We start from the raw sequence: 24955 nt of genomic DNA on the forward strand, positions 1-24955 counted from the left end.
GGCGCTGCATTTGCGTTTTATGTCATTAATTCTGTTTGTCCTTTTTGATGTGCTGTTCGCGGGGGAATGAGGAAGTCATGTCGTACGTGGAGATACCGGGCGCCAAGGTGTCGATCCGGATGTGGACCGACCCGGCGACGGTCGAGGACGTGGCGCTCCAGCAGCTGCGCAACGTCGCGACCCTGCCGTGGATCAAGGGCCTCGCCGTCATGCCGGACGTCCACTACGGCAAGGGCGCCACGGTCGGCTCCGTCATCGCGATGCAGGGCGCGGTGTGCCCGGCCGCGGTCGGCGTCGACATCGGCTGCGGCATGTCCGCGGTGAAGACGTCCCTCACGGCGAACGACCTGCCGGGCGACCTCTCGCGGCTCCGCTCCAAGATCGAGCAGGCGATTCCGGTGGGGCGCGGCATGCACGCCGATCCGGTGGAGCCGGGCGGCTTCCACGGACTGGCCACGGCCGGGTGGGGGGAGTTCTGGGGGCGGTTCGACGGGGTGGCGGATGCGGTCAAGTTCCGTCGGGAGCGGGCGCATCAGCAGATGGGAACGCTCGGTTCCGGCAACCATTTTGTCGAAGTCTGCACGGATACGGCCGGTGTGGTGTGGCTGATGCTGCACTCCGGTTCCCGCAACATCGGCAAGGAACTCGCCGAACACCACATCGGCGTGGCCCAGAAGCTCCCGCACAACCAGGGCCTGGTCGACCGTGATCTCGCCGTCTTCGTCGCGGACACCCCGCAGATGGCGGCGTACCGCAACGACCTGTTCTGGGCGCAGGAGTACGCGAAGCACAACCGCACGCTGATGATGGCGCTCCTGAAGGACGTGATCCGCAAGGAGTTCAAGAAGGCCAGGCCGGTCTTCGAGCCGGAGATCAGCGCCCACCACAACTACGTCGCCGAGGAGCGCTACGACGGGATGGACCTGCTGGTCACCCGCAAGGGCGCGATCCGGGCGGGGAGCGGGGAGTTCGGGATCATCCCGGGGTCCATGGGCACCGGTTCGTACATCGTGAAGGGCCTCGGCAACCCGCTGTCCTTCAACTCGGCCTCGCACGGCGCCGGCCGGCGGATGAGCCGCAACGCGGCCAAGCGCCGGTTCTCGACCCGGGACCTGGAGGAGCAGACCCGGGGCGTGGAGTGCCGCAAGGACTCCGGTGTCGTGGACGAGATCCCGGGCGCGTACAAGTCGATCGACCAGGTCATCGACCAGCAGCGGGACCTCGTCGAGGTCGTCGCGAAGCTCAAGCAGGTCGTCTGCGTCAAGGGGTGACCGCGCGGTCCGTCACTTCGCGTGGCGGACCGCGTAGATCATCACGAAGGCGACGATGTGGATGCCGAACAGGAAGTAGGCCAGGAAGTACCAGACCTGGCGTTCGTTTCTGGTCTCCTGTTTCAGGCGGGCTTGTTCCAGGTCCTGTTCCAGGGCTGCCGCCGGGTCCTCGTCCGGCATCACAGGTCCCGGTGGACCTTGGTGTTGGAGGCCTGGGCGCGGGGGCGGACGACGAGGAGGTCGATGTTGACGTGGCTGGGGCGGGTGACCGTCCAGGTGATGGTGTCGGCCACGTCCTCGGCGGTGAGGGGCTCGGCGACGCCCTGGTAGACCTTGGCCGCCTTCTCCGCGTCGCCACCGAAGCGGGTCAGCGCGAACTCGTCCGTCCTGACCATGCCCGGCGCGATCTCGATCACCCGGACCGGCTTGCCGACGATCTCCAGACGGAGCGTCTCGGCGAGGACGTGGGCGCCGTGCTTGGCGGCGACGTAGCCGGCGCCGCCCTCGTAGGTGCCGTGACCGGCCGTGGAGGAGACCACGACCACCGTGCCGTCGCCGCTCGCCTCCAGCTTGGGGAGCAGGGCCTGGGTGAGGTTCAGGGTGCCGATGACGTTCGTCTCGTACATCGTGCGCCAGTCGGCCGGGTCGCCGGTGGCCACCGGGTCGGCGCCGAGGGCTCCGCCGGCGTTGTTGACGAGGACGGCGATCGCCTTGAAGGCCGTCGCGAACTCGTCGACGGCCGCGCGGTCCGTCACGTCGAGGGGGTAGGCGGTGGCCTCGCCGCCCGCCTCGCCGATCTCCTTGGCCAGCGCCTCGATGCGGTCCTCGCGGCGGGCGGTGAGGACGACGCGGTAGCCGGCCTCGGCGAGCCGGCGGGCGGTGGCGGCGCCGATGCCGCTGCTGGCGCCGGTGACTACCGCGATGCGGGACGGGGCCATGGGGGTGTGCTCCTCAGCGGGGTGTGTCCTGTGCGGGTTGTTCCGGAGAGTCTAGGCGCCGTGGATGGTGCGGAGTCGGGCGGCTGTGGGTCCGTGGGGGCTGGTCGCGCAGTTACCCGTGCCCCTACGGGGCGCTCGTCTCACGTCAGTTTCTCGGTGCCCACATGATCACTGCCATGCCCGCCAGGCAGATCGCCGCGCCCGTAATGTCCCAGCGGTCCGGGCGGTAGCCGTCGGCCACGGCGCCCCACAGGATCGAGCCGGCGACGAAGATGCCGCCGTAGGCCGCGAGGATGCGGCCGAAGTGGGCGTCGGGCTGGAAGGTGGCGACGAAGCCGTAGGCGCCGAGGGAGAGGATGCCGCCCGCGATCCAGAGCCAGCCGCGGTGTTCGCGTACGCCCTGCCAGACCAGCCAGGCGCCGCCGATCTCGAAGAGGGCGGCGACAATGAAGAGGGCGGCGGAGCGGAGGATCAGCATGCTCGCAGCCTGTCACGTCGGGCCCGCGTCACCTGTTGGGAGGTAACCGGGGCGGGGCCCGGGTGGCATACATCCGTAGGACTGTCGGAGTCGGACGGGACGGATGGCGTGGCGATGCGGCGATACGGACTTGCGGTGGCCGGTGCGGTGGCGGCCGGTGCGCTGGTGCTGGGGACGGGCGGTGCCGCCTGGGCCGGGGACGCCGATCTCGAGGTGCACGGTTCCGCCATGATGAGCGGAGGCGTGATGGAGGTCCGGCTGACCCCGGCCAATCTCGGGCCGGACGCCGTCGCCGACGCCAGTGTGCGGCTGAGCTGGTCGGCGGCGCTGGCGGACGAGCAGCGGTTGCCGGCCGCGTGCGCGCGCACCGGCGACCGGGAGGTGGTGTGCGGCACCGGGCCGCTGGCGGTCGAGCTGCCCGGCGAGCAGCTGGTGGTGCCGGTACGGCTGCGGGAGCGGCCGTCGGAGGTGACGCTGGCGGTGGACGTGGCCTGGAGTGGGAGCGCGGTGGACCACGACCGTACGAACGACAGGCAGCGGGTGCTGGTGCTGGCGACCGGGGACCCGTACGCCTTCTGAGCGGGGACGGGCCTGGGACGGGGACGGGGACGGTCAGGACTTTTTCGTGGTGCCCCAGATGTAGTCCTCGGCGGCCTCGGTGATCAGGTCCTTGACCGCCTGTGGGTGGGAGACCAGGGACACGTGCGAGGAGTCGATCTGCACCGTCCTGCGGGCGTTGGCGCGCTTCGCCTCGAAGCGTTCCAGGTCCGGGTTGATCGCCCGGTCCTGCTTGCCGACGAGGGCGTACACGGGCTTGGTCCGCCAGGCGGCGCCGGTGAGCTTGTCCGCGAACGCCGACATCGCGATCGGACGCTGGGTGGCCGCCATGACGGCGGTCTGGCCGGCGGGCAGGTCCGCGGCGAAGACCTGGCGCAGCCGGTCCGGCTTGATGTACACGTCCGTGCCGGTGGTGCCGTCGGCGTTGCGGAAGGGCACCTGCTGGAGCGCCTGGGTGAGCGGCGCGGGGGCGAACCTGGCGGCGAGGACGGCCTGTGACTCTCCCGCGTCGGGCATGATCGCGTTGATGTAGACGAGGGCCTTGACGTTGTCGTTTCCGACGGCGGCCTGGGAGATCACCTCTCCGCCGTAGGAATGGCCGGCCAGGATGATCGGTCCCGTGATGGACTTCAGGAAGCTCGCGAGGTAGGCCGAGTCCTGGGCGACACCGCGGAGCGGGTTGGCCGGTGCGGCCACCGTGTAGCCGTTCTGCTGGAGCCGTTCCACGACGCCGTTCCAGCTCGACGCGTCGGCGAAGGCGCCGTGCACGAGCACCACGGTGGGCTTCGCCCGGCCGGGATCACCGCTCGGACCGCCGGCCCGGGCGGTGTCGGGTGCCAGGACGGAGGTGGCCCCGGACAGGGCCAGAAGGGCCGCGCCCCAGCGGGCGATGTGCACGGTGCGGCGGGACTTACGGGATATGCGCATGCCGGTCCTTCGGCGCGGGGGCGTCGGGCGACGCCCGGGATTCCAGCGTCGAGGTCCCCGGACGGCGCGGCCTCGTGGACGGGCCGTCCGGGTGAACGCGCCCCGGGCGCCCGCTGGGCTCACGTCAGGTGCCGCCGTTCGTGGTCCCGAAGGTGATCCGGTAGGAGCAGGCGCCCTTGCAGGGCATCGTCGCCGCGTCGTCGAAGGCGTAGGAGTAGGCGTAGGGCGCGGCGCGCTTGAAGACCTGGGTGTAGTCGACGGGCCACTTGGAGGGGACGCAGTTCTCGCGGCCCGCCCAGGCGCCGCGGCAGCAGTAGGTGTCGCCGCCGAAGGCCGCGCAGGGCGGCTTGCAGCCGATCTCCTGGCCGCCGGAGCGGGCCTGCATGGCGGTGGGGCAGTCGACGTCCGTGGTGCAGACGCCCTGGTAGCAGCCGGCGGAGCTGACCGGGTCGGTGGTCGTGGTGTGGGAGATGTTGATCCACATGGGCAGGTTCGAGCCGTCGACCATGCTGACGTCGTAGAAGTCCATGCCGGCGTAGGCGTCGAAGGTGAACTCGCCAAGGGTGGTGGGCGGGTTGCCGCCGGTGCAGACGCTGGTGCAGTCGCCGGAGGCGCAGGGGCCCGCGGCCGTGCCGTCGGTGCATCCGGTACGGCCCCAGATACGGCCGCCCCAGTCGTCGGCCACGGTCACCGACAGGCTCTGGCCGGGGGCGAGTTCGCGGCCGGCCGGGTAGACGGCGGTGTTGGTGACGACGGCCCAGACCGTCTTCGGGGTCTTGTTGACGACGGTGATCAGGCGTTTGCCGGCGGGGGCGGCGGTGGGCCGGGGGGGGGAGGTTCGGGAGGCCGTCCTGTTCGGCTTCGGGGTGGTTCTCGGCGATGCCTCGGGCGCGGTCCTGGGGGAGGCGGAGGCGGAGGGCGAGGGGCTGCGGCTCGGGGCGGGGGAGGAGGTGGGGTGCGGGGAGCCGGGCGGGAGGGCGGTGGACGGCCGGCTGCTCGCGGTGCTCGCGGTGTCGGTTCCGGTCGACGGGGTCCAGCAGCCGTAGCCGATCAGTACGGCGGCTGCCGTCGCGAGGGCGGCGGCCGCTCCGGCGTACCACCGGCCGCGTCGTCGCGGTGGTCTCGCGCCGTGTCTCCTGCGTCCTCGTGCCATCCTTGTGCCTTCCTCGGGCGGTGCCGGATGTGTGCCTGCCTCTCGGTGACCTCGTCGGCGGGGGCCGTACAACACAAATTGCGGAGCCGAACGGGTTTCGGTGCCCGCCCGCCGGTTTTTCTGTTGTCCTCGTGGGGGTCGGGGGGTCTCCGTTCCGACAGCCCGACCCTGCGCGGAGGAACGACCCATGATCGAGAACCACCGGAGGGGGCCGCACCCCGGCGTGGTGACGGCGGCTCGCACCGGCGACAGACCGGCCCTGGAGCAACTGGTCGGCCAGTGCCTGCCGTTGGTCTACAACATCGTCGGCCGGGCCCTGAACGGTCACGCCGATGTCGACGACGTCGTACAGGAGACGCTGTTGCGCATGGTGCGGGGGCTGCCGAAGCTGCGGGATCCGTCCGCGTTCCGGTCGTGGCTGGTCGCCATCACGATCCGGCAGGTGCGCGACCGGGAGCAGTCGCGGGCCGCGGACCGGGACCGCAGGGCGCACCTGGACGACGCGGAGACGATCACCGATCCCGCCCTCGACTTCGCCGGGCTGACCGTCTTGCGGCTGGGGCTGACCGAGCAGCGCCGGGAGGTCGCCGAGGCGACGCGCTGGCTCGACCCGGACGACCAGGAGCTGCTGTCCCTGTGGTGGCTGGAGGAGACCGGCGAGCTGGAGCGCGCCGAACTCGCCGGTGCGCTGGGGCTGTCCGACCGGCACGCGGCCGTGCGTGTGCAGCGGATGAAGAAGCAGATGGAGGTCTCGCGGTGTGTGGTGCGGGGGCTGGGGGCCGACCCGCGCTGTGCGGAGCTGGACGGGATCGCCCTGCCGTGGGACGGCACGCCGAGTCCGCTGTGGCGCAAGCGGTTCGGCCGTCACATACGTGGCTGCGGGGTGTGCGAGGGCCTGGACCGGGGGCTGCTGCCGATGGACCGGCTGCTGAGCGGCCTGCCGCTGGTGGCGGTGCCGGCCGGCCTCGATCCGGGGCGGGTGCTGGAACTGGCGGCAGCGGGTTCGGGCTCGGGTTCCGGTTCCGGTGGTGTTCCGCGGCGGCGGCACGGACACGGGCACGGACATGGGCATGGACACGGGCATGGACACGGGTATGGGCGTACGGTCGGGCGGCCGGCGCGCAAGCAGCTCGTGGTGGGTGGCTCGGCGGCGGTCGCGACCGTCGCGGTGGCCGCGCTGGTCGCCGCCCGGTTGACGGCGGGACCGTCCGCCCCGGTCGCGGAGACGGCTCCGCCGCCGAGCCCGGTGGCCGTGACCTCCACCAGCGCCGCCCCGGCCCCCAGCCGTAGTCCCGGTCCCAGCCCCAGCGGGTCCCCTTCCCCGAAACCGTCGGCGAAGTCGTCGCCGAAGCCGAGCCCCTCGAAGCAGGGCGCGGCGCCCGTGCAGGTCGTCTCCGGTGCCAAGAAGGGCGTCGGGGTGTGGACGTTCGACGGGGTGAGCCAGGCGCTCGCCGCGAGCGGGGCGAGCTGGTACTACACCTGGAACACCCAGCACCAGGGCGTGACGGCCCCGGGGTCGGCCTCCTTCGTGCCGATGATCTGGGGAGCGGCGTCCGTGACCGACGCGTCGCTGGCGCAGGCGCGCGCGGCGGGGCCGTACCTGCTCGGGTTCAACGAGCCGGACATGGCGCAGCAGTCGAACATGAGCGTCGAGCAGGCGCTCGGGCTGTGGCCGAAGCTGACGGCGGCGGGCAAGGTGCTGGGCAGCCCGGCGGTCGCGACCGGGGCGGCGGATCCGGGCGGCTGGCTGGACCGGTTCATGTCCGGGGCCTCGGCGAAGGGGTACCGGGTCGACTTCATCACGCTGCACTGGTACGGCGGTGACTTCCGCACCCCGCAGGCCGTGGAGCAGCTGAGGCAGTACCTGACGTCGGTGTACGTGCGCTACCACAAGCCGATCTGGCTCACCGAGTACGCGCTGATCGACTTCTCGCAGGGGACGCGTTTCCCGTCCGCGCGGCAGCAGGCGGACTTCGTCACGGCGTCGGCGAAGATGCTGGACGGTCTGTCCTACGTCCGTCGCTACGCGTGGTTCGGGCTGGGCGCGGACCCGGCGAAACCGAGCAGCGGGCTCTTCACGAACGGTACGACGGCCACGGCGGCGGGCCGGGCCTTCCAGGCGGCCCGCTGAGCGGAGGGGGCCGGCGGCCGAGGGGCGGGAATAGGTGGACGTGGGGTCTCGTTCTGTGGGTATAGTTGAATCGTAAACAACCTGGAGGGTGAGCGAGCATGCAGTTCGGGATCTTCACGGTCGGCGATGTCACGCCGGACCCCACCACGGGGCGGACGCCGACCGAGCGGGAGCGCATCAAGGCGATGGTCGCGATCGCGCTGAAGGCCGAGGAGGTCGGGCTGGACGTGTTCGCGACCGGCGAGCACCACAACCCGCCGTTCGTGCCGTCGTCGCCGACCACCATGCTCGGCTACATCGCCGCGCGGACGGAGCGGCTCGTGCTCTCCACCTCCACCACCCTGATCACCACCAACGACCCGGTGAAGATCGCCGAGGACTTCGCGATGCTCCAGCACCTGGCCGACGGCCGGGTGGACCTCATGATGGGCCGCGGCAACACCGGCCCGGTCTACCCCTGGTTCGGGCAGGACATCCGGCAGGGCATCAACCTCGCCATCGAGAACTACGCGCTGCTGCACCGGCTGTGGCGCGAGGACGTGGTGAACTGGGAGGGCAAGTTCCGCAGCCCGCTGCAGGGCTTCACCGCCACCCCGCGCCCGCTGGACGGCGTCGCGCCCTTCGTCTGGCACGGTTCCATCCGCTCGCCCGAGATAGCCGAGCAGGCCGCCTACTACGGCGACGGCTTCTTCCACAACAACATCTTCTGGCCCGCCGACCACACCAAGCGGATGGTCGAGCTGTACCGGGCCCGGTACGCCCACTACGGGCACGGCACGCCCGAGCAGGCGATCGTCGGCCTCGGCGGCCAGGTGTTCATGCGGAAGAACTCGCAGGACGCGGTGCGCGAGTTCCGGCCGTACTTCGACAACGCGCCGGTCTACGGCCACGGGCCCTCCCTGGAGGACTTCACCGACCAGACCCCACTGACCGTCGGCACGCCCGAGCAGGTCATCGAGAAGACGCTGGCCTTCCGCGAGTACGCCGGTGACTACCAGCGCCAGCTGTTCCTCCTCGACCACGCGGGGCTGCCGCTGAAGACGGTCCTGGAGCAGCTCGACATGCTGGGCGAGGAGGTCGTACCGGTGCTGCGCAAGGAGTTCGCGAACGGCCGTCCGGCGGACGTTCCCGAGGCGCCGACGCACGCGTCGCTGGTCGCGGCCGCCGCCGCGGAGAAGACGGAGACGAAGGAGGTCCAGGCATGAAGCTCGTCGTCGTGTCGGCGGGGCTGAGCGTGCCGTCGTCCACGCGGCTGCTGGCCGACCGGCTGGCCGCCGCCGTGGGCCGGGAGACCGAGGTGCGGGTCGAGGTCGTGGAGCTGCGCGACCTCGCGGTCGAGATCGCCCACAACTTCACCAACGGGTTCCCGGGGCGGAAGCTGGCGGCCGCCCTGGCGGCGGTGACGGAGGCGGACGGGCTCATCGCCGTGACGCCGGTCTTCACCGCCTCGTACAGCGGTCTGTTCAAGTCGTTCTTCGACGTCCTCGACAAGGAAGCACTGGTGGGCAAGCCGGTACTCGTCGCGGCGACCGGCGGTACGGGCCGGCACTCGCTGGTGCTGGAGCACGCGCTGCGGCCCCTGTTCGCCTACCTGCGGGCCGTGGTCGTACCGACAGGCGTCTACGCGGCGTCGGAGGACTGGGGCGCGGAGGGGCTGGAGGACCGCATCGAACGGGCGGCGGAGGAGCTGGTGGCGCTGATGTCGGGCCTGGCGGCGACGAAGCCGCATCAGTCCGACGACCTGCAGGTGATCCCGTTCGCGGAGCAGCTGGCGAGGCTCAGCGCCCCGTAGGGGCGCGGGGCCCTGTCGAGGTGCGGCTCCGCCGAGTGGGTGCGCTCAGCCCCCACCGGGCGGCAGCCGAATTTCGATGGCCCGGTTGCCTCTGTGACGGTGAGAGGCAGGTAAAAAGGGTGATCGTAGGCCCGCTCAGCCCGGCCTAACCGCCGGAGGCCTTGGCAGACTGGGTGCGTGCCCCAGACTGTGCTGCTCGCCGAAGACGACCGCGCCATCCGCCACGCCCTGGAGCGGGCCCTCACCCTGGAGGGTTATGAGGTGACGGCGGTCGCGGACGGTGTGGAAGCCCTGGCGCACGCCCACCGCGACCGGCCCGACGTCCTCGTCCTCGACGTGATGATGCCCGGCATCGACGGCCTCCAGGTCTGCCGGGTGCTGCGCGCGGAGGGGGACCGGACCCCGATCCTCATGCTGACCGCGCTGGTCGAGACCGCCGACCGGATCGCCGGGCTGGACGCGGGCGCCGACGACTACGTGGTGAAGCCCTTCGACGTGGAGGAGGTCTTCGCCCGGCTGCGCGCGCTGCTGCGCCGTACCTCCCCGGTGACCGCCGGTGGTGGCGGTGGCGGCGGTGCGGCCCCCGCCGAGCCCGGCCGGGAGCCGCAGATCTCCGACCGCCAGATCGAGGCCGCCGGTCTGCGCATGGACCTCCAGGCCCGCCGGGCCTGGCGCGGCCGGCGCGAGCTGGAGCTGACGCGTACCGAGTTCGAACTGCTTGAGCTGCTGGCCAGGAACGCGGGGATCGTCCTCGACCACTCCACGATCTACGACCGTATCTGGGGCTACGACTTCGGCCCCGGCTCCAAGAACCTCGCCGTCTACGTCGGCTACCTGCGCCGCAAGCTAGACGAGCCCGGCGCCCCGCAGCTGATCCACACCGTCCGGGGCGTGGGTTACGTGCTGCGGGAGGACTGAGTGGGCCGTCCCGGGCGGCTGGAGCGGCTCAGGCGGATGCTGGCCCGGCGCCGGCCGAAGCTGGTCTCCCTGCGCACCACCTTCGTCGTCTCCTTCGCGGCGGTCACCGCGGCCGTCACGATCGTCGTCGGCATCCTGTCCTACAACGCCGCCGCCCGGCTGGTCCGGGTCGACCAGCAGTCGGTGTTCACGCAGGTCGTCTCGGACGTCCAGGACGAGGTGAAGACGCACAGGATGGTGCCGGAGGACTTCTCCTCCTCCCGGCCCGGGCATGATCTGGTCCGCCCGGCCCGCACCGACGTCCAGGTGCTCGGCGCGCGCGGCGAGATCGTCGACCACGGGAGCCCGGTGCTGCCCGTCACCGCCGCGGACCGGGCGGCCGCGATGGCCGGGGCCGCCGGGAAGACGGCCCAGCACAAGGACGTCCGGGTCGGTGAGGACCTGTTCCGGATCGCGACGGTCGCGCTCGGCGACGGCCGGGGCGCGGTGCAGGTGGCGCAGGAGTTCAGTGACACCGAGGACCTGCTGCGGGCGCTCCAGCAGCGCACCCTGGCGCTGATGGCGGCGGTCGTGGTCGCCGCCGGGCTGTTCGGCTGGTGGCTGGCCCGGCGGATCACCCGGCGGCTGGTGATCCTCACCTCGGCCGCGGAGGGCGTGGCCCGCACCCGGCAGCTCGGCATCCAGGTGCCGGTCACCGGCCTCGACGAGGTGGGGCGGCTCGGCCGCGCCTTCGACCGGATGCTGGGCCGGCTCGCGCAGTCGGAGGAGGACCAGCGGCGGCTCGTCCAGGACGCCGGGCACGAACTCCGCACCCCGCTGACCTCCCTCCGTACGAACATCTCCCTGCTCCGCCGTATCGACGAGCTTCCGCCGGCCACCCGCGACGAACTCGTCGCCGACCTCGGCCAGGAGGCGCGTGAGCTGACCGACCTGGTCAACGAGCTGGTCGACCTCGCGGCCGGGCAGTCGGACTCGGAGCCGCCGCAGCGGGTGGACCTCGCCGACATCGCGGAGGACGTGGCCGGGCTGGCCCGCCGCCGTACCGGCCGCGACGTCCTGCTCCGCTTCAGCGGCGACACGACGACCGACGGCCGCCCCGGGATGCTCCAGCGGGCCCTGTCGAACCTCGTCGAGAACGCGGCCAAGTTCGACCGGGACGGCAAGGGTCCCATCGAGATCAACGTCACCGGGCCCGCCCGGCCCGGCACGGTCCGCGTCGAGGTCCTCGACCGCGGCCCCGGTATCGCCGACGGCGACCTGATCCGCATCTTCGACCGCTTCTACCGCGCCGCCGACGCCCGCTCCCTCCCCGGCTCCGGCCTCGGCCTCTCCATCGTCCGCGAGGTCGCCATGGCCCACGGCGGAGCCCCCTTCGCCTTCCGCCGCGAGGGCGGCGGCGCGGTCATCGGCTTCACCGTGGGCGGCGGCTTCGCCGGAGGCGGCACCTCCCGCCTCTGACCCACGACCCACACGTCCCGCGCCCCGGCGCGCGCACAGCGGCAGGCGTCGACCCCAGCCTCGCGCCCTCCCAGAGCGCGCACCGCGAGCCCATCCCCCGGCGCGCGAACCACGTCGGTTCACGCCTCGGCGCCGGCAGCGCAGTCCCGTGCTCTCGGCGCTCAAAGCGCAGCTCCGTGCCCTCGGCGTTCGAAGCGTGGCTCCGTGCCCCCTGTTCGTGGCGGCTGGGGCGGGGTGATGATCGGGGCAGTGGGTGACGGTGGGGAGGGGTTTGTGCTGAGCGATGTGGAGGCGGCCGCTTTGGCCGCTGTCGACGAGGAGGCCGTCGGCAGGACGCTGCTGGAGCTGATGGCGGTGCCGAGTGTGACGGGGAGCGCGGCGGAGTCGGAGCTGCAGCATCTGCTGGCCGGGCGGTTGGAGCGGCTGGGGCTGGAGGTGGATCTGTGGTCGATGGATCTGCCGGCGCTGCTGGCCGACCCGGAGTTCCCGGGGGCGGAGGCGGCGCGGGACGAGGCGTGGGGGCTGGTCGGGCGGACGGGCGGGGACGACGGGCCGACGCTGGTCCTGCAAGGGCATGTGGACGTCGTACCGCCGGGGGATCCGGCCGCCTGGGAGGGCGATCCGTTCGTGCCGAGGGTGACCGGGGACGTCGTCCACGGGCGCGGGGCGTGCGACATGAAGGCCGGCCTGGCGGCGCACCTCGCCGCGCTGGCGGCGGTGCGGGCGGCCGGGGTGCGGCTGCGGGGGCGGGTGGCGGTGCACTTCGTGGTGGGCGAGGAGGACGGCGGGCTGGGCGCGTTCGGGACCCTGCGCCGGGGCTACGACGGTGACGCCTGCGTGATCACCGAGCCGACCGCCGGGACGCTGGTCACGGCCAACGCGGGGGCGCTGACCTTCCGGCTCTCCGTACCGGGGAAGGCCGCGCACGCCAGCTCCCGGGACGCGGGGGTGAGCGCGATCGACGGCTACCTGGTGGTCCACCGGGCGCTGGCCGGGCTGGAGCGGGCCCGCAATCACGCGCCCTCCCCGCTGATGGCCGAGTACCCGATCCCCTACGCGCTCTCGGTCGGCACGCTGCGCGCCGGCGACTGGGCCAGCAGCGTGCCGGACCTGCTGGTGGCCGAGGGACGGCTGGGCGTCTGGCTGGACGAGGACCCGGCGGACGCGCGGGCCGCGCTGGAGCGGTGCGTGGCCGAGGCGTGCGCCGCCGACCCGTGGCTGCGGGACCATCCGGCGACGGTGACCTGGCCCGGCGGGCAGTTCGCGAGCGGCCGCCTGGCGGAGGGGCACCCGCTGCGCGGCGTGGTGCGCGACGCCTGCGCGGACGCCAACGGCTGGGCCTCCCGGCCCCGGGAGCGCGGGGCGCCGTACGGCAGCGACCTGCGCCTGTACTCGGGGGCCGGGATCCCCACCCTCCAGTACGGGCCGGGGGACGTACGGGTGGCCCACAGCGCGCAGGAGCGGGTGTCCGTGGCGGAGACGGTGGCGGTGGCCCGGACGCTGGTGCTGACGGTGCTGCGCACGGTGGGTGTCGAGTAGTCGCCACGGAAAGGGCCGCAGGGCGTCACCGCTTTCCCCGCAGCGCCCGCACCACCTCGGCGACGGCGGTGAGGATCCGCGCCCGGTCCTTCGAGTCGGCGTCGCCGAGCGCGGTGCGGGTGATCAGGATGGCCGCGCAGGCGACGACGAGCAGCGCCAGCAGGCCACAGAGTGCGGTGAGGAAGAGGGGATCCATCGTCGGGTCCTTCCGGGACGGGATGCGGGGCGGTGGAGACGCCGACGAATGTGCCCCGGGCGCGCCGGTCGAGGCAGCGGCGGATGTGCCCGAATCCCGGAGACATCGCAGGTCAAGGCGGTAATCTGCGAGTTTGCGAGTCGTACGGGTCGTACGAGTCGGGCAGTGAGGGGGCGGCCGGGTGACGTACGAGGAACAGCTGGAGAGGCTGGTCAGGGCGGCTGGGGAACCCAGTGCTGCGGCCGTCGGCGCCGAGATCGTGAAGAGGCGCGGGCCGAGCATCAACTCCAACACGCTCAGGGACTGGCTCCAGGGCAAGGTCGTTCCCCGTGACTCGGTCAAACGGCACGCGTTCCTGGGTGCGTTGACGGAGCTTGCCCGGAACCGGACCCGGGATTTCCAGGCGCGCCTCACGCGCGAACAGTGGGACGGTCTGGCGGACTTGGCACGCAAGGCTCGTGAGGGCAGGGCCGTCGACCCTCCGTCCTCGGTTCGCCCCTGCCTCCGGCAGGACTGGCTGGACGCCGTGACCGGATCGAAGGCCTGGCAGCTCATCGAGCCCGAAGGGCAGGAGCAGGCCGAGACGATACGGAAACAGGTGCTCGACGTCGTACGGCGACTGGCGGAGCTGGACGCCGAGCAACGCGCGGGGCGGGAGCAAGGGCCCTGGCACGACGAGAAGTTGGCCTGCCGTATGACTCGGCGGACCGATCTTCTGCTGCGCGAGGCGCACCGACGTCTGAAGCGGGCGACGCTGGCCCCGGCCGAGGCCGCCCTGATCGTGCTGCTGCCCTTTCTCTACCAGGTGAACAGCGTCTACACCGTCGCGAGCCTGGCTCACGTCGACCCGACGGACCTGGACGACCATGCATCAGGTGGACCGGACCGGGAGAAGTACAACGTCCTGCTGCGCAACCACAAGCGGCTCGTCCGGCAGGCGCTGCGCGGTGACGAGCTGCCCGACCGGGACGACGGCCGCCCGGAGATCGGTTGGTGGCTCTTCCACCAGTGGACGAAACAGGAATGGGGATCACTGGGCACGATGCTGGCCGATCTGAGGCCTGCGGACGCCCGCCTCGACAGGCTTCTCGACCGGCAGCTGGTCACCCGGCTGCTGGCCTGCGCCCATGTGCCGCCGCGCAAGCTGTACGGCAGAGGGCGGGACGGACTGCTGAGGTCCGACCCGTTCCCGGTCGAACTCGACGGCGGGGACTGGCAGGAGGTCCGGGAGAACCTGGTGGGGCCGTTGTTCGCGATCGCCCATGCCATGGCCTTGGAAGCGACCGAACTGCCTGCCATCGTCGTCGAACACATGGGTATCCCGGATCCCGTGACGGTCGAGCCCCTTCTCGACATGCTGGACGACGCGGCGTGGATCCCCGGCGAGGACACTCTCGTCCTCAGGGCGACCTGCGACCATCCGGCCGTCGTGGCCGCGCTCGGCGAGCACGTGCGGCACGTCGACGGTCTGCTGCGCGGCGCGCGCCGTACCAGACCGACGGAGGAGATCGGCGCACTGCCGGTGTACGCGCACGCCGACGAGGTGCACGAGGGCGAACGTACGGAAGAGCGGACCGGCGAGGTCATCCGGTTCCGGCTGGACGAGGCCCGTATCCAGGAACTCCTGATGGGCGAGAACCTCTACCGCGACCGCTCTCTCGCCATCCGGGAGCTGTACCAGAACGCGCTGGACGCCTGCCGGATGCGGAGGGCCTGGGAGCACGCGCGGGACGGTCGGGACCGCTTCGACGGCGAGATCACGTTCGAGCAGGACTACGACCGGGTCGAGAAACGGCACTACCTGGAGTGTCGGGACAACGGCATCGGCATGGACGAGACCGTGCTCGCCGAGGTGTTCTCGCAGGCCGGGGTCCGGCTGAGCGACCATGTCCGGCATCAGGAGGAGGCCCAGCGCTGGCGCAAGGACGGCATCACCGTCCATCCGAACAGCAGGTTCGGTATCGGTGTGCTCAGCTACTTCATGCTGGCCGACGAGATCCGGGTCACCACCCGTCCCGCGGGCGGTGGAGCGGAACAGCTCACCGTCCTGATCACGGGACCTGGCCACTACTTCAGAGTCGCCCGGGAGGAGGCGGACGCGCCGGTCGGCACCACGGTCCGCCTGTATCTCCGGGACGGCGACAAGGCGCCCTCCTGTGTACGGGAGTTGCGCAGGTTGCTGGGCATCTCGGAGTTCCGCACCCGGGCCCGGCACGGGAAGCAGACGGCGGACTGGGAGCCTGGCGAACTCCGCGAGCAGAAGGCTCCGCTCGGCGGACAGTCCGGGTTCACCGCCCACGGGAACCCGGTCAGCTGGCCGGATCCCGGGCAGGGAGTCGACGGCCAGGTGGTGTGGTGCGAGGCCGGGGGCGGCCTCCTCGCCGACGGCATCTTCATCGAACCACGGGTCCGGAGAGGGGTGCTGGCGGGTGCGGAACGCTCGTCGCCGTTGCGGGGCGTGGTGGTGAACCTGACCGGGGAGACCCGGCCCAAGGACCTGTCCGTGGATCGTACGGAGATCCTGGAAAGCGATGTGGACGAGCAGGTGGAGCGACTCATCCGGGATGCGTTGCCGGCGCTCCTCGCCGCCGAACCACCGTTGCTGACGACGCGGTGGCTGGCCGAGGTCTCGGTCGTAAGCCCCCGGCTCGCGGACATCGTGACGGAGGCTGCGGGGGAGGCCGGGTACCAACTGGAACTGCACGGCCATTCCGTGCCCGTGGCCCAGGCCGGATTCTTTCTGCCGGACATCGCAATCATCCACCAGGCGGACCAGGACCTCGACTGGGAGGACATCGGAGAGAGGCAACCGGAGGGCGTCATCGACGACGTCACCTTGTTGTGGCGTCTTCTCGCTCATGGGTCCGGTGCCGAACTGTCCGCGTTGACCGAACTGGTTCCTGAGCTGTCCGAAGTGCGGGCGGTGCTCGCGGCGCGTCCCACGGACTTGATGCTCCGTACCGTCACCTCCATAGGATCCACGTATTGGCCTGGAACCCATGGACTCAACAGGGAGACTATGCGTCTGGGGCATGCCTTCTCGGTCGCCGAGACCTGCGGGATGCGGTATCGGGAAGTGGCGGCCCGCAGAGACTTGCTCGGCCTGGTGCATCTGCCACCGAGGGACGATGCCGTGGCCGACTCGGCAGGAGCGGCACTGCTCGACAGCCACCACTATCCCTCGCAATACCGCAGCGGTATGTGGCTGGATCAGGACGTGCCCGTGCCCCCTGGGCACCTTCTGAAGGCACATCTGGTCCTGAACATCGGAATCGACGAGGCACTCGACCGGCTGGCGGCATGCGGATTCGTCACTCCCGGGGACCGCATGCCGACGGAGACCCCGGAAGACTGGGTGGTCTCGCTGCTCAGCCGCGATCTGACCGCCCAGCAACCTTGGCTGCCACTCAACGAACCGGTGGCGATGGGGCACGTCCTCCGCTCCGTGGCGGAGACCGGTCAGTCCTTCCAGGAGGTGGTCGACACCCTGCTGTCCTACGGATACCACCCGGAAGTAGGTGAACTGGACGAACAGACGGCCCAGGAACTGCTGCGGCGAGGCGTGGAGTGGGGCTGGAGTACGGACCGACTGAGCCATATTCACGCGAAGAAGCCGGTACCGCTCGGGCTACTGGCCGAGGCGGCGATCGCCTCGGGTTCCGGGCTCCGTGCTGTGGCTCGCCCGTTGGAGAAACTGGGTCTGTCTGTCGGCACTCTGCCCGAAGAAGACCCGATGGACACCCGGATCCTGAGCGCCGGTTGGCCCGACGGAGCGGTGTACCGGACCGGTGACGAGATTCCGCTTGCGCACCTGGCGGAGGCAGCCCATGCGACCGGGTTGCCTCCGGCGGTCGTGGCCTCGCGTTTCCGCGCCTACGGTCTCAACTCACCGGAGACGAGACTCCCCGAACGGGCTGACGTCCATGATCGCGTGATACTCGGAGAAGTAGGTGGACTCGGACCGGACCGGCTTGTGTCTTTGCAGGCAGTGGTCCTGGCAGCCAACGAAGTGCGGAAGTCCCCCAAGTACGTTGTCGACCGGCTCACGCTCTACGGTCTTGGCACCTCGCTCACCGCACCGCCTGCCAGGCCCAGCAGAAACGACATCGAGCTGGTCGGCCTGGAATCCTACGGGGTACAGCCCAAGGCGCCGTTCTTCGACTGGGAGCAACCGGTGCCTATCCATCACCTCGTCTCCGTCGGATCCAGGACGCTGATGGAGCATGAGGAGGTCGTGGAGCGTCTTACCGCCTTCGGGTTCCGGATGCCCGAGCGCGCGGTGGAGGACTTGGACGAGGTCGATCGCAGGCTGTGTCTCGCCACATTCCGGCAAGGACGCAACGCGGAGCCGCTCCCTCTTGCCCTGAGGCACCCCATCCCCGACTTCCTGAAGATCAGCGCCCTTGCCGAAGTCCCCCTCCCGGAACTCCTCGCCCGCCTCACCCGCCTGGGCGTGGACCTCTCCCGGGTCACCGAAGCCGTCCGCGTCGCCCTCCCTCAAGTCCCCGGCCTGGTCAAGACCCCCACGGAACCGTGAGGAAGCCCTCTGCGCGGGCGCTGGCCAGGCCGATGCGGGGGAGGTCGCTGGTCTTGGTGAAGAGGATGTAGCGGGGTTCCCAGACGGGGCGGTACTTGGCGTTGGCGCGGTAGAGGGACTCGATCTGCCACCAGCGGGAGAAGAAGGTGAGGGTGGCGTGCCAGAGGCGCAGGACGGGGCCCGCGCCGAGGCGGGAGCCGCGTTCGAAGACCGAGCGGAACATGGCGAAGTTGAGGGAGACGCGGTCGACCTTCAGCTCGGCGGCGCGCAGGAGGAGTTCGACGACCATGAACTCCATCAGGCCGTTCTCGGAGTCGCGGTCGCGCCGCATCAGGTCCAGGGAGAGGCCGTGCTCGCCCCAGGGGACGAAGCTGAGGAGGGCGCGGGGGGTGTCGTTCGCGTCGCGGCATTCGAGCATGACGCAGCGGCCGTCCGACGGGTCGCCGAGGCGGCCCAGGGCCATGGAGAAGCCGCGTTCGGTGGCGCCGTCGCGCCAGCTGTCGGCCCGTTCGATCAAGGTCGCCATCTCGTCCGGCGGGATGTCCTCGTGGCGGCGGATGCGGACCGTGTAGCCGGCCCGGCGGACCCGGTTGTGGGCCTGGCGGACGACGCGCATCGCGCGGCCCTCCAGGGTGAAGTCGGCGATGTCGACGATCGCCTCGTCGCCCAGTTCCAGGGCGTCCAGGCCGTGCCGGGCGTAGATGGTGCCCGCCTCCTCGCTCGCGCCCATGACGGCGGGCGTCCACGCGTGCCGCTGGGCCTCCGTCAGCCAGGCGTCGATCGCGCCGGGCCAGGCCTCCGGGTCGCCGATCGGGTCGCCGGAGGCGAGGCTGACGCCGCCGACGACGCGGTAGGTGACGGCCGCCTTGCCGGTGGGGGAGAAGATCGCCGCCTTGTCGCGGCGCAGGGCGAAGTAGCCGAGGGAGTCGCGGGCGCCGTGCCGCTCCAGCAGGCCGCGCAGCCGGGACTCGTCCTCCGGGCCGAGCAGCCGGCGGCCGCGCGGGGAGCGGAAGAGGGCGTACAGGACCAGGCAGAAGGCGGCGGCGAGGAGGACGTTGATGACGATGTCGGTCCAGCGGGAGGCGTGCACCGCGGTCACGTGGTCGGCGAGCGGGCCGACGCTGACGCCCCGGAGCAGGGTGTAGGCGATCTCGTCGGGGAGGGTGGCGCCCGGGAGCTTGTTCGTGGCGTGGACGAGGAGCGTGCCCAGGCCGCCGGTGACCAGGAGGCCGCCCGCGCCGACCGCGAGCGCCAGCCGCGGGTTCGACGGGTCGCCGACCGCGTTGAACTCCCGTCGGCTGATCAGCAGCGCGGCCACGAAGAGCCCGGTGAGGGCGACGGAGACCCAGTTGAAGACATGGGCGCGGTACTCGTGCTGGGTGAGCGCGAGGACGTAGAGCGCGAGGAGGGGGGTGGCCAGGCACATGTTGACCACCCAGGCCGCCCGCTTGCGGCGCCGCATCACCAGGACGAAGAAGATGGCGAGGGCGGCCGAGACCAGGCCCGCGGTCGCCAGGTACGGCGTGAAGAACTGGCCGGAGTGGTGGGCGTGCTGCCGGTGCAGGTGGAGCGTGAGGCGGCCGTTGTTGTGTTCGTCGACCTCCTGACGGAACGGGAGGGACATCACGGCCACTATGTTCAGTACCGCGATCAGCCGCAGGTACCAGACGGTGGCGTCGGCGGCTCGCCTGCGGAGCGCGGCGCCGGGGTCGTCGCCGGGGGTGCGGCGGGCGGCGGAGGCGCGCGGGGGGTTCAGGGTCGACTGCTGTGCGGGCATGGGGACCGGTCACCTTGGGGACGGGGACGATGACGGAAGGGAGCTGACCCTACAGCCTGTAGGGTAATGGCGGGAGGTGCGGGAGAGACCTGCCGCGGTACGGAAAACGGTGTGAATGGGCGGACGGCCTCTTACGGGCACTCCCGCCCGGCCCGCCGCCGCGCCACCAGCATCCACGCCAGGTTGCCGATCGCCGCCCCGGCCGCCACCGCCGCAACGATCACCCCGCCCGTCGCCAGCCCGTCGCTGAACAGGTGCGGACGCCGGTCCAGGCTGTGCAGGCCGAAGCCGGACAGCTCGTACACGCCCACGGCCGCGACCAGCAGGCTCGCCACCAGCACCGTCACCGTGGGGGCCAGGCTGCGCCGCGCCTCCTGTGTGTCCGTGCCCTGCATGAGTACCCCCGATGAGCTGACGGGCCGCCGTGGCCGATGGGGAACCTACAATACGTAGGGTCCGGATAGCCTCAGGACGTGCGTATTTACATCAGCGTGGACATGGAAGGCATCACCGGGCTCGTCGACAGGGACGACGTGCAACCCGGTGGGCGGGACTACGAGCGCGGCCGGGCGATGATGGCCGAGGACGTGAACGCGGCGATCCGCGGGGCGGTGGCCGCCGGCGCGACCGAGGTGCTCGTCAACGACGCCCACGGGCCGATGCGGAACCTCCTCCCCGAAGCCCTGCACCCGGCGGCCCGCCTGGTCCGCGGCAAACCGAAGCGGATGCTCATGCTGGAGGGGCTCACCGGGGAGTCCGACGCCGCGATATGCGTCGGCTACCACTCCCGGGCCGGCGCCCTCGGCGTCCTCAGCCACAGCTTCATGGGCCATGAGATCGAGGACATGTGGCTGGACGGCAGGCCCGTCGGCGAGATCGGCCTTGCACACGCCACCGCCGCCGCGCTCGGCGTCCCCGTCGTGGCCCTCACGGGTGACGACGCGGCGTGCGCCGAGATGACGGCATGGGACGAATCGGTCGTCACCGTCCCCGTGAAGTACGCCCGGGACCGGTTCGCCGCCGAGCTGCGCCCGGCCGGGGAGGCCCGCCGGGCGATCGAGGAGGCGGTCACCGAGGCCCTCTCGCCCGCACCGAAGCGGCCCGCCGCGCCCGAGGGCGAGTCGCTCCTCACCGTGCGCTGGCAGTCCGCCTCGGTCCCGGCCGTCCTCCTCGGCATCCCGGGGGTGACGGCCACGGACAGCCGCACCGTCCAGGCCCGTGGCCTGCTCCCGGCGCTCTACCAGCAGTTCGGCGTCTGGATGCGGGTGGCGTCCTCGCTCACCAACCAGCCGCCGTACTGCTGACCCCTGGAGCGACCCCCCGGAGCGGACTCAGCCGAAGCGGCCGGCCACGTAGTCGGCCGTCCGCTGGTCCTCCGGGGAGTTGAAGACGGTCTCGGTGGCGCCGTGCTCGACGATGCCGCCCGGGGTGCCCTGCTCGGCGAGGAAGAACGCGCACTGCTGGGAGACACGGGCGGCCTGCTGCATGTTGTGGGTGACGATCACGATCGTCACCTGGCCGGCCAGGTCGTGGATGGTCTCCTCCACCCGGCGGGTGGAGGTGGGGTCCAGGGCCGAGCACGGCTCGTCCATCAGGAGCACCCGGGGACGGACCGCCAGCGCCCGCGCGATGCACAGCCGCTGCTGCTGGCCGCCGGACAGGGCGCCGCCGGGCTGCCGGAGCCGGTCGCGGACCTCCTTCCACAGGCCCGCCCGGGTGAGGGACTCCTCGACCAGCTCGTCCCTCTCCCGGCGGCCGACCTTCGTACCGGTCAGCTTCAGGCCGGCCACCACGTTGTCGTAGATCGACATCGCCGGGAACGGGTTCGGCTTCTGGAAGACCATGCCGATCCGGCGGCGGGCGTCGGTCAGCCGCCAGGACGCGTCGTAGATGTCCTCGCCCTCGAACAGCACCTCGCCGCCGAACTGCGCCGACGGGATCATCTCGTGCATCCGGTTCAGGGTGCGCAGGAACGTCGACTTGCCGCAGCCGGACGGGCCGATGAGCGCGGTGACCTCGCCCGCGGGCATGGTCAGCGACACCCGGCTGAGGACCTGGTGGGAGCCGAACCAGGCGGAGACGGCACGGGCTTCGAGGGTGGCGGGGGCGGGGCCGTCCGCCACGGGGGCGGGCAGCACGGCGGTGTCGGTCAGCGCGGGGTCGGCCGCCCCGGGGGCGGTGGCCGCGGTCTCGGTGGTCGCGGTGTCGGTCGTCGCGGTCTCGGTCATCTCATTCACCTGTCACAGCAGATTCGGCAGCAGTTCGGTGGTGCGCGTCGCGACCTGGAGGCCGAGCACGGCGACGACCGGGGCGAAGACGATCCATGTCTGGTGGCGGCCCCAGCGGTGCCAGGCCCAGACGGCGGCGACCGCCGTCAGCAGCAGCGCCTGCAGCCACATCACCAGCGGCCACGGCATCCCGGAGGGCCGCGCCAGGGGTTCCTCGGAGGCCGGGAGCGTACCGGCCCGGATCACGGCCGCCGGCGTCTGGAACGTGTCGGAGACCAGGTCGGCGTCGACGCGCAGGACGCCCGAGGGCATGAACTTCGGGCCCGTCGCCGTGATCAGCACCAGCCGGCTCTTCCCGGAGGCGAGCGCGGTCGGCGCCGGGTCACCGGCCCGTCGTACGTCGATGACCAGGTACTTCGCCTTGCCCTGGCCGGTGATCACGGTGAAGGTGTCGCCGGAGGTCAGCTCGGAGAGCCGGCCGAACGGGCCGCCGTACGCCGCCGCCCGGCCCATCAGCACGCTGGTGCCGGCCTGGCCGGGCATCGGGGTGTCCCGGCGGTGCCCGGGGCCGTCCGTCATGACGGAGGAGTCGGTGCCCTCCAGGACGACCTGGCTCAGGCCCAGCTTCGGTATGTCGACGATCGCGACCGGCGAACCGGGGGCCAGCAGCTTGCCGTCCTGGTCGGTCTGGGCCACCGGAGCGGTGCCGAGGGCGAGTTCCTCGCGCAGCCGGTCGAAGTCGGCGTGCTGGGCGGAGTGTTGCTGCGCGCCGCTGACCACCAGCAGCTGGACGGTCATGCCGAGCAGCAGGGCGGCGAGACTGAGCAGTCCGCCGCGCGAGAGGTGGCGGACGAAGGTGAGGCTGCGGACGGGCCTGCGGGGCACGGCCGGAGCCAGAGCTTTCGGTGTCGGTACGGCGACCGTCACGGCGGCCCGCCTCCTTCGGAAAGATCGGTTCGGAAAGTTCGGTTCGGAAAGTTCGGTTCGGAGAGATCGGTTCGGAGAGATCGATGAGGGGCCGCCGGGAGCCGTGCGTGGCTCCCGGCGGGCCCGTCAGACGGTCACTTGCTGGTGATGGAGAAGTTGGCGCCGGTCTTCGAGTTCACGGTCGAGGAGCCGACGTAGAAGGCGTGCAGGGTGTGCTTGCCCTTGGCCAGCTTCGGCAGCGTGATGGTGACCTTGCCGCTGCTGAGGGTGCCGGTGGCGATCACCTTGGAGCCCTGGTAGATGCGGACGGTGCCGCCCGGGACGGTGCCGGTCGCGGTGACCTTGACGGTGACCTTGGCCTTGGCGGTGTGGCTCACCGAGGTCGGGGCGGAGGTGGAGACCGCCGCCGAGGCCTTGGTGACCTTCAGGGAGACGGTGGTGGACGACGAGTTCAGCTTGGAGCTGCCGCCGTAGGACACCGTCAGGGAGTGGGTGGCGACCTTGAGGTGGTTCGACAGGCTGATGGTGACCTTGCCGGTCGAGCTCAGGGTGCCGGTGCCGAGGGTGGTGGAGCCCTCCTTCACCGTGACCTTGCCGCTCGCGGTGACGCTGTGCGAGCCGGCGACGGTGACGGCGACCTTCGGGGTCTTGCCGTACGCGGTGGTGGCGGTGGCGGCGGTCGTGGTGCTCTTGTACTTGACCGCACCGGTCCAGGTGGCCGCGGCACCGGTGCCGTTGAGGTTGTTGGCGGTGACCGTGGCGGTGTAGGTGCCGGTGGCCAGGCCCGTGAAGGAGTACGACGTGGCGGAGGCCGCGACGTCCTTGACGGCGACGACGCCGCCGTCCGCGTCGGTCAGCGTGACCCGGTAGTCGGTGACCGGCAGCGCGGTGGCGGACGGCGCGGTCCAGGACAGCTTCAGGCTCGCGTCGCCGACGGTGGCCTTGACGGTCGGCGCGCCGGGCACCGAGGTGTCGACGCCGGACTCCTCAAGGCCGCCGAGCTTGGCGTGCTTGGCCACGGAGATGGAGCCGTTGTAGGACTCGTTGACGAAGCCGAACTTGGCGATGACCGTCTCGGCCGCGTCCGACGCCAGCGCGGCGGTGTGGCTGCCGCTGGTGACGAAGACGTCGTACAGGTCCTTGTCGAAGAAGACGCTCGTGGTGTCGATCGCCCGGCTCGGGACGACGTTGTACACGTCGCGGCCGAAGGTCGAGTTGTCGTAGTAGGCGGTGACCGGGGACAGCTTGCCGTTCACCGTGGTGACCGGGCTGGTGGCGCCGGTGTCGCCGGGCAGCTGGATGGCGGCCAGGTGACCGCCGGCCGCGACCGCGGTGGTGCTGTAGTCGGGGGAGACACCGTTGTTCTGGGCGATCCAGGAACCGACGGAGAACGGGACGAGCGCGCCGTCCTCGGTGAGGGCCGCGTTGGCCTGGTTCTCCTGGACGGTGGTGACGTTCGGGGAGAGCGTCGCGTCGGTCAGGCCGATCGCCGCGAGGAAGAACTTGCGGGTGCCGGAGCCGGCCTGCGGGATCCGCGGGTGCACGGTCTGGCCGTTCACCGTGGTGACGGTGCCCGAGTAGATGTCGTGCAGCTGGTCCGCGGTCAGCGTGTCCAGGGCCGAGCCCTTGACCGCGACGCCGACCGCGTCACGCGCCATCGGGATGTAGGTCAGCGCGGTGCCGGAGGCCGACGGGCCGCCGGAGGAACGCGCGAAGTCGACCTGGCCGCTGATGGAGACACCGGCGCTGGTCGGGTACTTGTCACCGGTCAGCGCCTCGCTGAGGGCGAGACGGCCGTTGCCGGAACCGTTCGGGCGCAGGAAGGACGGGCCGTCCGTGCGGGTCTTGATGGTGGAGGTGGTGGAGCCGGTGCCGGGCTCGATCGCGTCGTACGACGCGATGCCCGCGCCGTTCGTCGACTTCACGGCGGTGCCGGAGTAGCTGGTGCCGTTGACGGTGTCACCGGCCAGGGCGTTCAGCACGTCCTGGGTGGTGTCCGAGCCGACGCCGACCAGCTGGCGGAAGGCACCGGCGTCCGGGTCGGCGACCGCCGGGGTGGCGAGGGCGAGGCCGCCGGCCACCACGGCAGCGGCGACGAACGCCGCCGAAGAGCGCAGATTGCGCATC

At 71.4% G+C, this 24955-nt stretch carries 21 protein-coding genes; 10 read left to right on the top strand and 11 right to left on the bottom strand.

Going from position 1 to position 24955, the window contains the following annotated elements:
* Window positions 1-77: 77 nt before the first annotated feature.
* A complete protein-coding gene (locus ACIPSJ_RS08825) occupies window positions 78-1271 on the top strand; it encodes an RtcB family protein (RefSeq protein ID WP_401344674.1) in 1194 nt (397 codons plus the stop codon).
* A 12-nt stretch (window positions 1272-1283) separates the two neighbouring features.
* On the opposite strand, the gene ACIPSJ_RS08830 is transcribed toward ACIPSJ_RS08825, so the two are convergent.
* The 3 genes from ACIPSJ_RS08830 to ACIPSJ_RS08840 all read right to left on the bottom strand — a co-directional run bounded on the left by ACIPSJ_RS08830 (window position 1284) and on the right by ACIPSJ_RS08840 (window position 2687).
* A complete protein-coding gene (locus ACIPSJ_RS08830; RefSeq protein WP_401344676.1) occupies window positions 1284-1451 on the bottom strand; it encodes a hypothetical protein in 168 nt (55 codons plus the stop codon).
* Complete coding sequence (locus tag ACIPSJ_RS08835; protein WP_359226510.1) at window positions 1451-2209, bottom strand: SDR family NAD(P)-dependent oxidoreductase; 759 nt, start codon at window positions 2207-2209, stop codon at window positions 1451-1453. The genes ACIPSJ_RS08830 and ACIPSJ_RS08835 overlap by 1 nt, the downstream gene beginning before the upstream one ends.
* A gap of 145 nt (window positions 2210-2354) precedes the next feature.
* Window positions 2355-2687, bottom strand: a complete 333-nt coding sequence (locus ACIPSJ_RS08840; RefSeq protein ID WP_359226512.1) for a YnfA family protein — start codon at window positions 2685-2687, stop codon at window positions 2355-2357.
* Between the two features lie 114 nt (window positions 2688-2801).
* Here ACIPSJ_RS08840 and ACIPSJ_RS08845 point away from each other — a divergent pair, with 114 nt between their 5' ends.
* Complete coding sequence (locus ACIPSJ_RS08845) at window positions 2802-3266, top strand: hypothetical protein (protein ID WP_359226553.1); 465 nt, start codon at window positions 2802-2804, stop codon at window positions 3264-3266.
* A gap of 33 nt (window positions 3267-3299) precedes the next feature.
* Here ACIPSJ_RS08845 and ACIPSJ_RS08850 read toward each other — a convergent pair whose 3' ends face one another.
* Together ACIPSJ_RS08850 and ACIPSJ_RS08855 are read right to left on the bottom strand one after the other, a co-directional pair.
* Window positions 3300-4172, bottom strand: a complete 873-nt coding sequence (locus ACIPSJ_RS08850; RefSeq protein ID WP_401344679.1) for an alpha/beta fold hydrolase — start codon at window positions 4170-4172, stop codon at window positions 3300-3302.
* A 124-nt stretch (window positions 4173-4296) separates the two neighbouring features.
* A complete protein-coding gene (locus ACIPSJ_RS08855; RefSeq protein ID WP_401344681.1) occupies window positions 4297-5325 on the bottom strand; it encodes a thaumatin family protein in 1029 nt (342 codons plus the stop codon).
* A 187-nt stretch (window positions 5326-5512) separates the two neighbouring features.
* Here ACIPSJ_RS08855 and ACIPSJ_RS08860 point away from each other — a divergent pair, with 187 nt between their 5' ends.
* From ACIPSJ_RS08860 to ACIPSJ_RS08885, 6 genes are all read left to right on the top strand, one after another.
* Entirely contained in the window at window positions 5513-7456 is a 1944-nt protein-coding gene (locus tag ACIPSJ_RS08860; protein ID WP_401344682.1) for a sigma-70 family RNA polymerase sigma factor, read from the top strand.
* Between the two features lie 98 nt (window positions 7457-7554).
* Window positions 7555-8661 (top strand): LLM class flavin-dependent oxidoreductase, encoded by a 1107-nt coding sequence (locus ACIPSJ_RS08865; protein WP_359226520.1) that lies wholly within the window; start codon window positions 7555-7557, stop codon window positions 8659-8661.
* Window positions 8658-9248, top strand: a complete 591-nt coding sequence (locus tag ACIPSJ_RS08870) for a CE1759 family FMN reductase (RefSeq protein WP_401344684.1) — start codon at window positions 8658-8660, stop codon at window positions 9246-9248. Before ACIPSJ_RS08865 ends, ACIPSJ_RS08870 begins: the two co-directional genes overlap by 4 nt.
* Before the next feature lie 177 nt (window positions 9249-9425).
* Window positions 9426-10166 carry a response regulator transcription factor gene (locus tag ACIPSJ_RS08875; RefSeq protein WP_359226524.1) on the top strand — a complete coding sequence of 247 codons (741 nt, stop codon included), beginning with the start codon at window positions 9426-9428 and terminating at the stop codon, window positions 10164-10166.
* A 36-nt stretch (window positions 10167-10202) separates the two neighbouring features.
* Window positions 10203-11624 carry a HAMP domain-containing sensor histidine kinase gene (locus ACIPSJ_RS08880; protein ID WP_359226555.1) on the top strand — a complete coding sequence of 474 codons (1422 nt, stop codon included), beginning with the start codon at window positions 10203-10205 and terminating at the stop codon, window positions 11622-11624.
* A gap of 273 nt (window positions 11625-11897) precedes the next feature.
* On the top strand, window positions 11898-13163 hold the full coding sequence (locus ACIPSJ_RS08885) for an ArgE/DapE family deacylase (protein WP_401344686.1): 1266 nt from the start codon (window positions 11898-11900) through the stop codon (window positions 13161-13163).
* Between the two features lie 25 nt (window positions 13164-13188).
* Here the strand turns inward: ACIPSJ_RS08885 and ACIPSJ_RS08890 are convergent, their stop codons facing one another.
* A complete protein-coding gene (locus ACIPSJ_RS08890) occupies window positions 13189-13359 on the bottom strand; it encodes a hypothetical protein (RefSeq protein WP_401344688.1) in 171 nt (56 codons plus the stop codon).
* A gap of 181 nt (window positions 13360-13540) precedes the next feature.
* Between ACIPSJ_RS08890 and ACIPSJ_RS08895 the strand changes: the two genes are divergently transcribed.
* A complete protein-coding gene (locus ACIPSJ_RS08895) occupies window positions 13541-17896 on the top strand; it encodes a hypothetical protein (protein ID WP_401344689.1) in 4356 nt (1451 codons plus the stop codon).
* Here ACIPSJ_RS08895 and ACIPSJ_RS08900 read toward each other — a convergent pair.
* Both ACIPSJ_RS08900 and ACIPSJ_RS08905 read right to left on the bottom strand, forming a co-directional pair.
* Window positions 17874-19673 carry a phosphatidylglycerol lysyltransferase domain-containing protein gene (locus ACIPSJ_RS08900; RefSeq protein ID WP_401344691.1) on the bottom strand — a complete coding sequence of 600 codons (1800 nt, stop codon included), beginning with the start codon at window positions 19671-19673 and terminating at the stop codon, window positions 17874-17876. The genes ACIPSJ_RS08895 and ACIPSJ_RS08900 overlap by 23 nt on opposite strands.
* 131 nt (window positions 19674-19804) lie before the next feature.
* On the bottom strand, window positions 19805-20068 hold the full coding sequence (locus ACIPSJ_RS08905) for a hypothetical protein (RefSeq protein WP_359226530.1): 264 nt from the start codon (window positions 20066-20068) through the stop codon (window positions 19805-19807).
* A 78-nt stretch (window positions 20069-20146) separates the two neighbouring features.
* On the opposite strand from ACIPSJ_RS08905, the gene ACIPSJ_RS08910 reads away from it, so the two are divergent.
* Window positions 20147-20977, top strand: coding sequence for a M55 family metallopeptidase (locus tag ACIPSJ_RS08910; protein ID WP_359226532.1), 831 nt, complete (start codon window positions 20147-20149; stop codon window positions 20975-20977).
* A 27-nt stretch (window positions 20978-21004) separates the two neighbouring features.
* On the opposite strand, the gene pstB is transcribed toward ACIPSJ_RS08910, so the two are convergent.
* The 3 genes from pstB to ACIPSJ_RS08925 form a co-directional block, all read right to left on the bottom strand.
* Window positions 21005-21901: a phosphate ABC transporter ATP-binding protein PstB gene (gene pstB, locus ACIPSJ_RS08915; RefSeq protein ID WP_401344694.1), complete on the bottom strand. Its 897-nt coding sequence runs from the start codon at window positions 21899-21901 to the stop codon at window positions 21005-21007.
* 12 nt (window positions 21902-21913) lie between these two features.
* Window positions 21914-22828, bottom strand: a complete 915-nt coding sequence (locus ACIPSJ_RS08920; RefSeq protein WP_355709868.1) for a sortase domain-bontaining protein — start codon at window positions 22826-22828, stop codon at window positions 21914-21916.
* A gap of 134 nt (window positions 22829-22962) precedes the next feature.
* A complete protein-coding gene (locus ACIPSJ_RS08925; protein WP_401344696.1) occupies window positions 22963-24954 on the bottom strand; it encodes an Ig-like domain repeat protein in 1992 nt (663 codons plus the stop codon).
* Between the last annotated feature and the right edge of the window lies 1 nt (window position 24955).

Source organism: Streptomyces sp. NPDC090088, assembly GCF_044747345.1.
GTDB lineage: Bacteria > Actinomycetota > Actinomycetes > Streptomycetales > Streptomycetaceae > Streptomyces.

Coding starts and splice junctions, on each gene's coding strand:
- ACIPSJ_RS08860 (WP_401344682.1), top strand. CDS start 5,513: ATGATCGAGAACCACCGGAGGGGGCCGCACCCCGGCGTGGTGACGGCG.
- ACIPSJ_RS08845 (WP_359226553.1), top strand. CDS start 2,802: ATGCGGCGATACGGACTTGCGGTGGCCGGTGCGGTGGCGGCCGGTGCG.
- ACIPSJ_RS08840 (WP_359226512.1), bottom strand. CDS start 2,687: ATGCTGATCCTCCGCTCCGCCGCCCTCTTCATTGTCGCCGCCCTCTTC.
- ACIPSJ_RS08825 (WP_401344674.1), top strand. CDS start 78: ATGTCGTACGTGGAGATACCGGGCGCCAAGGTGTCGATCCGGATGTGG.
- ACIPSJ_RS08890 (WP_401344688.1), bottom strand. CDS start 13,359: ATGGATCCCCTCTTCCTCACCGCACTCTGTGGCCTGCTGGCGCTGCTC.
- ACIPSJ_RS08855 (WP_401344681.1), bottom strand. CDS start 5,325: ATGGCACGAGGACGCAGGAGACACGGCGCGAGACCACCGCGACGACGC.
- pstB (WP_401344694.1), bottom strand. CDS start 21,901: ATGACCGAGACCGCGACGACCGACACCGCGACCACCGAGACCGCGGCC.
- ACIPSJ_RS08830 (WP_401344676.1), bottom strand. CDS start 1,451: ATGCCGGACGAGGACCCGGCGGCAGCCCTGGAACAGGACCTGGAACAA.
- ACIPSJ_RS08870 (WP_401344684.1), top strand. CDS start 8,658: ATGAAGCTCGTCGTCGTGTCGGCGGGGCTGAGCGTGCCGTCGTCCACG.
- ACIPSJ_RS08850 (WP_401344679.1), bottom strand. CDS start 4,172: ATGCGCATATCCCGTAAGTCCCGCCGCACCGTGCACATCGCCCGCTGG.
- ACIPSJ_RS08865 (WP_359226520.1), top strand. CDS start 7,555: ATGCAGTTCGGGATCTTCACGGTCGGCGATGTCACGCCGGACCCCACC.
- ACIPSJ_RS08835 (WP_359226510.1), bottom strand. CDS start 2,209: ATGGCCCCGTCCCGCATCGCGGTAGTCACCGGCGCCAGCAGCGGCATC.
- ACIPSJ_RS08905 (WP_359226530.1), bottom strand. CDS start 20,068: ATGCAGGGCACGGACACACAGGAGGCGCGGCGCAGCCTGGCCCCCACG.
- ACIPSJ_RS08880 (WP_359226555.1), top strand. CDS start 10,203: ATGCTGGCCCGGCGCCGGCCGAAGCTGGTCTCCCTGCGCACCACCTTC.
- ACIPSJ_RS08900 (WP_401344691.1), bottom strand. CDS start 19,673: ATGCCCGCACAGCAGTCGACCCTGAACCCCCCGCGCGCCTCCGCCGCC.
- ACIPSJ_RS08925 (WP_401344696.1), bottom strand. CDS start 24,954: ATGCGCAATCTGCGCTCTTCGGCGGCGTTCGTCGCCGCTGCCGTGGTG.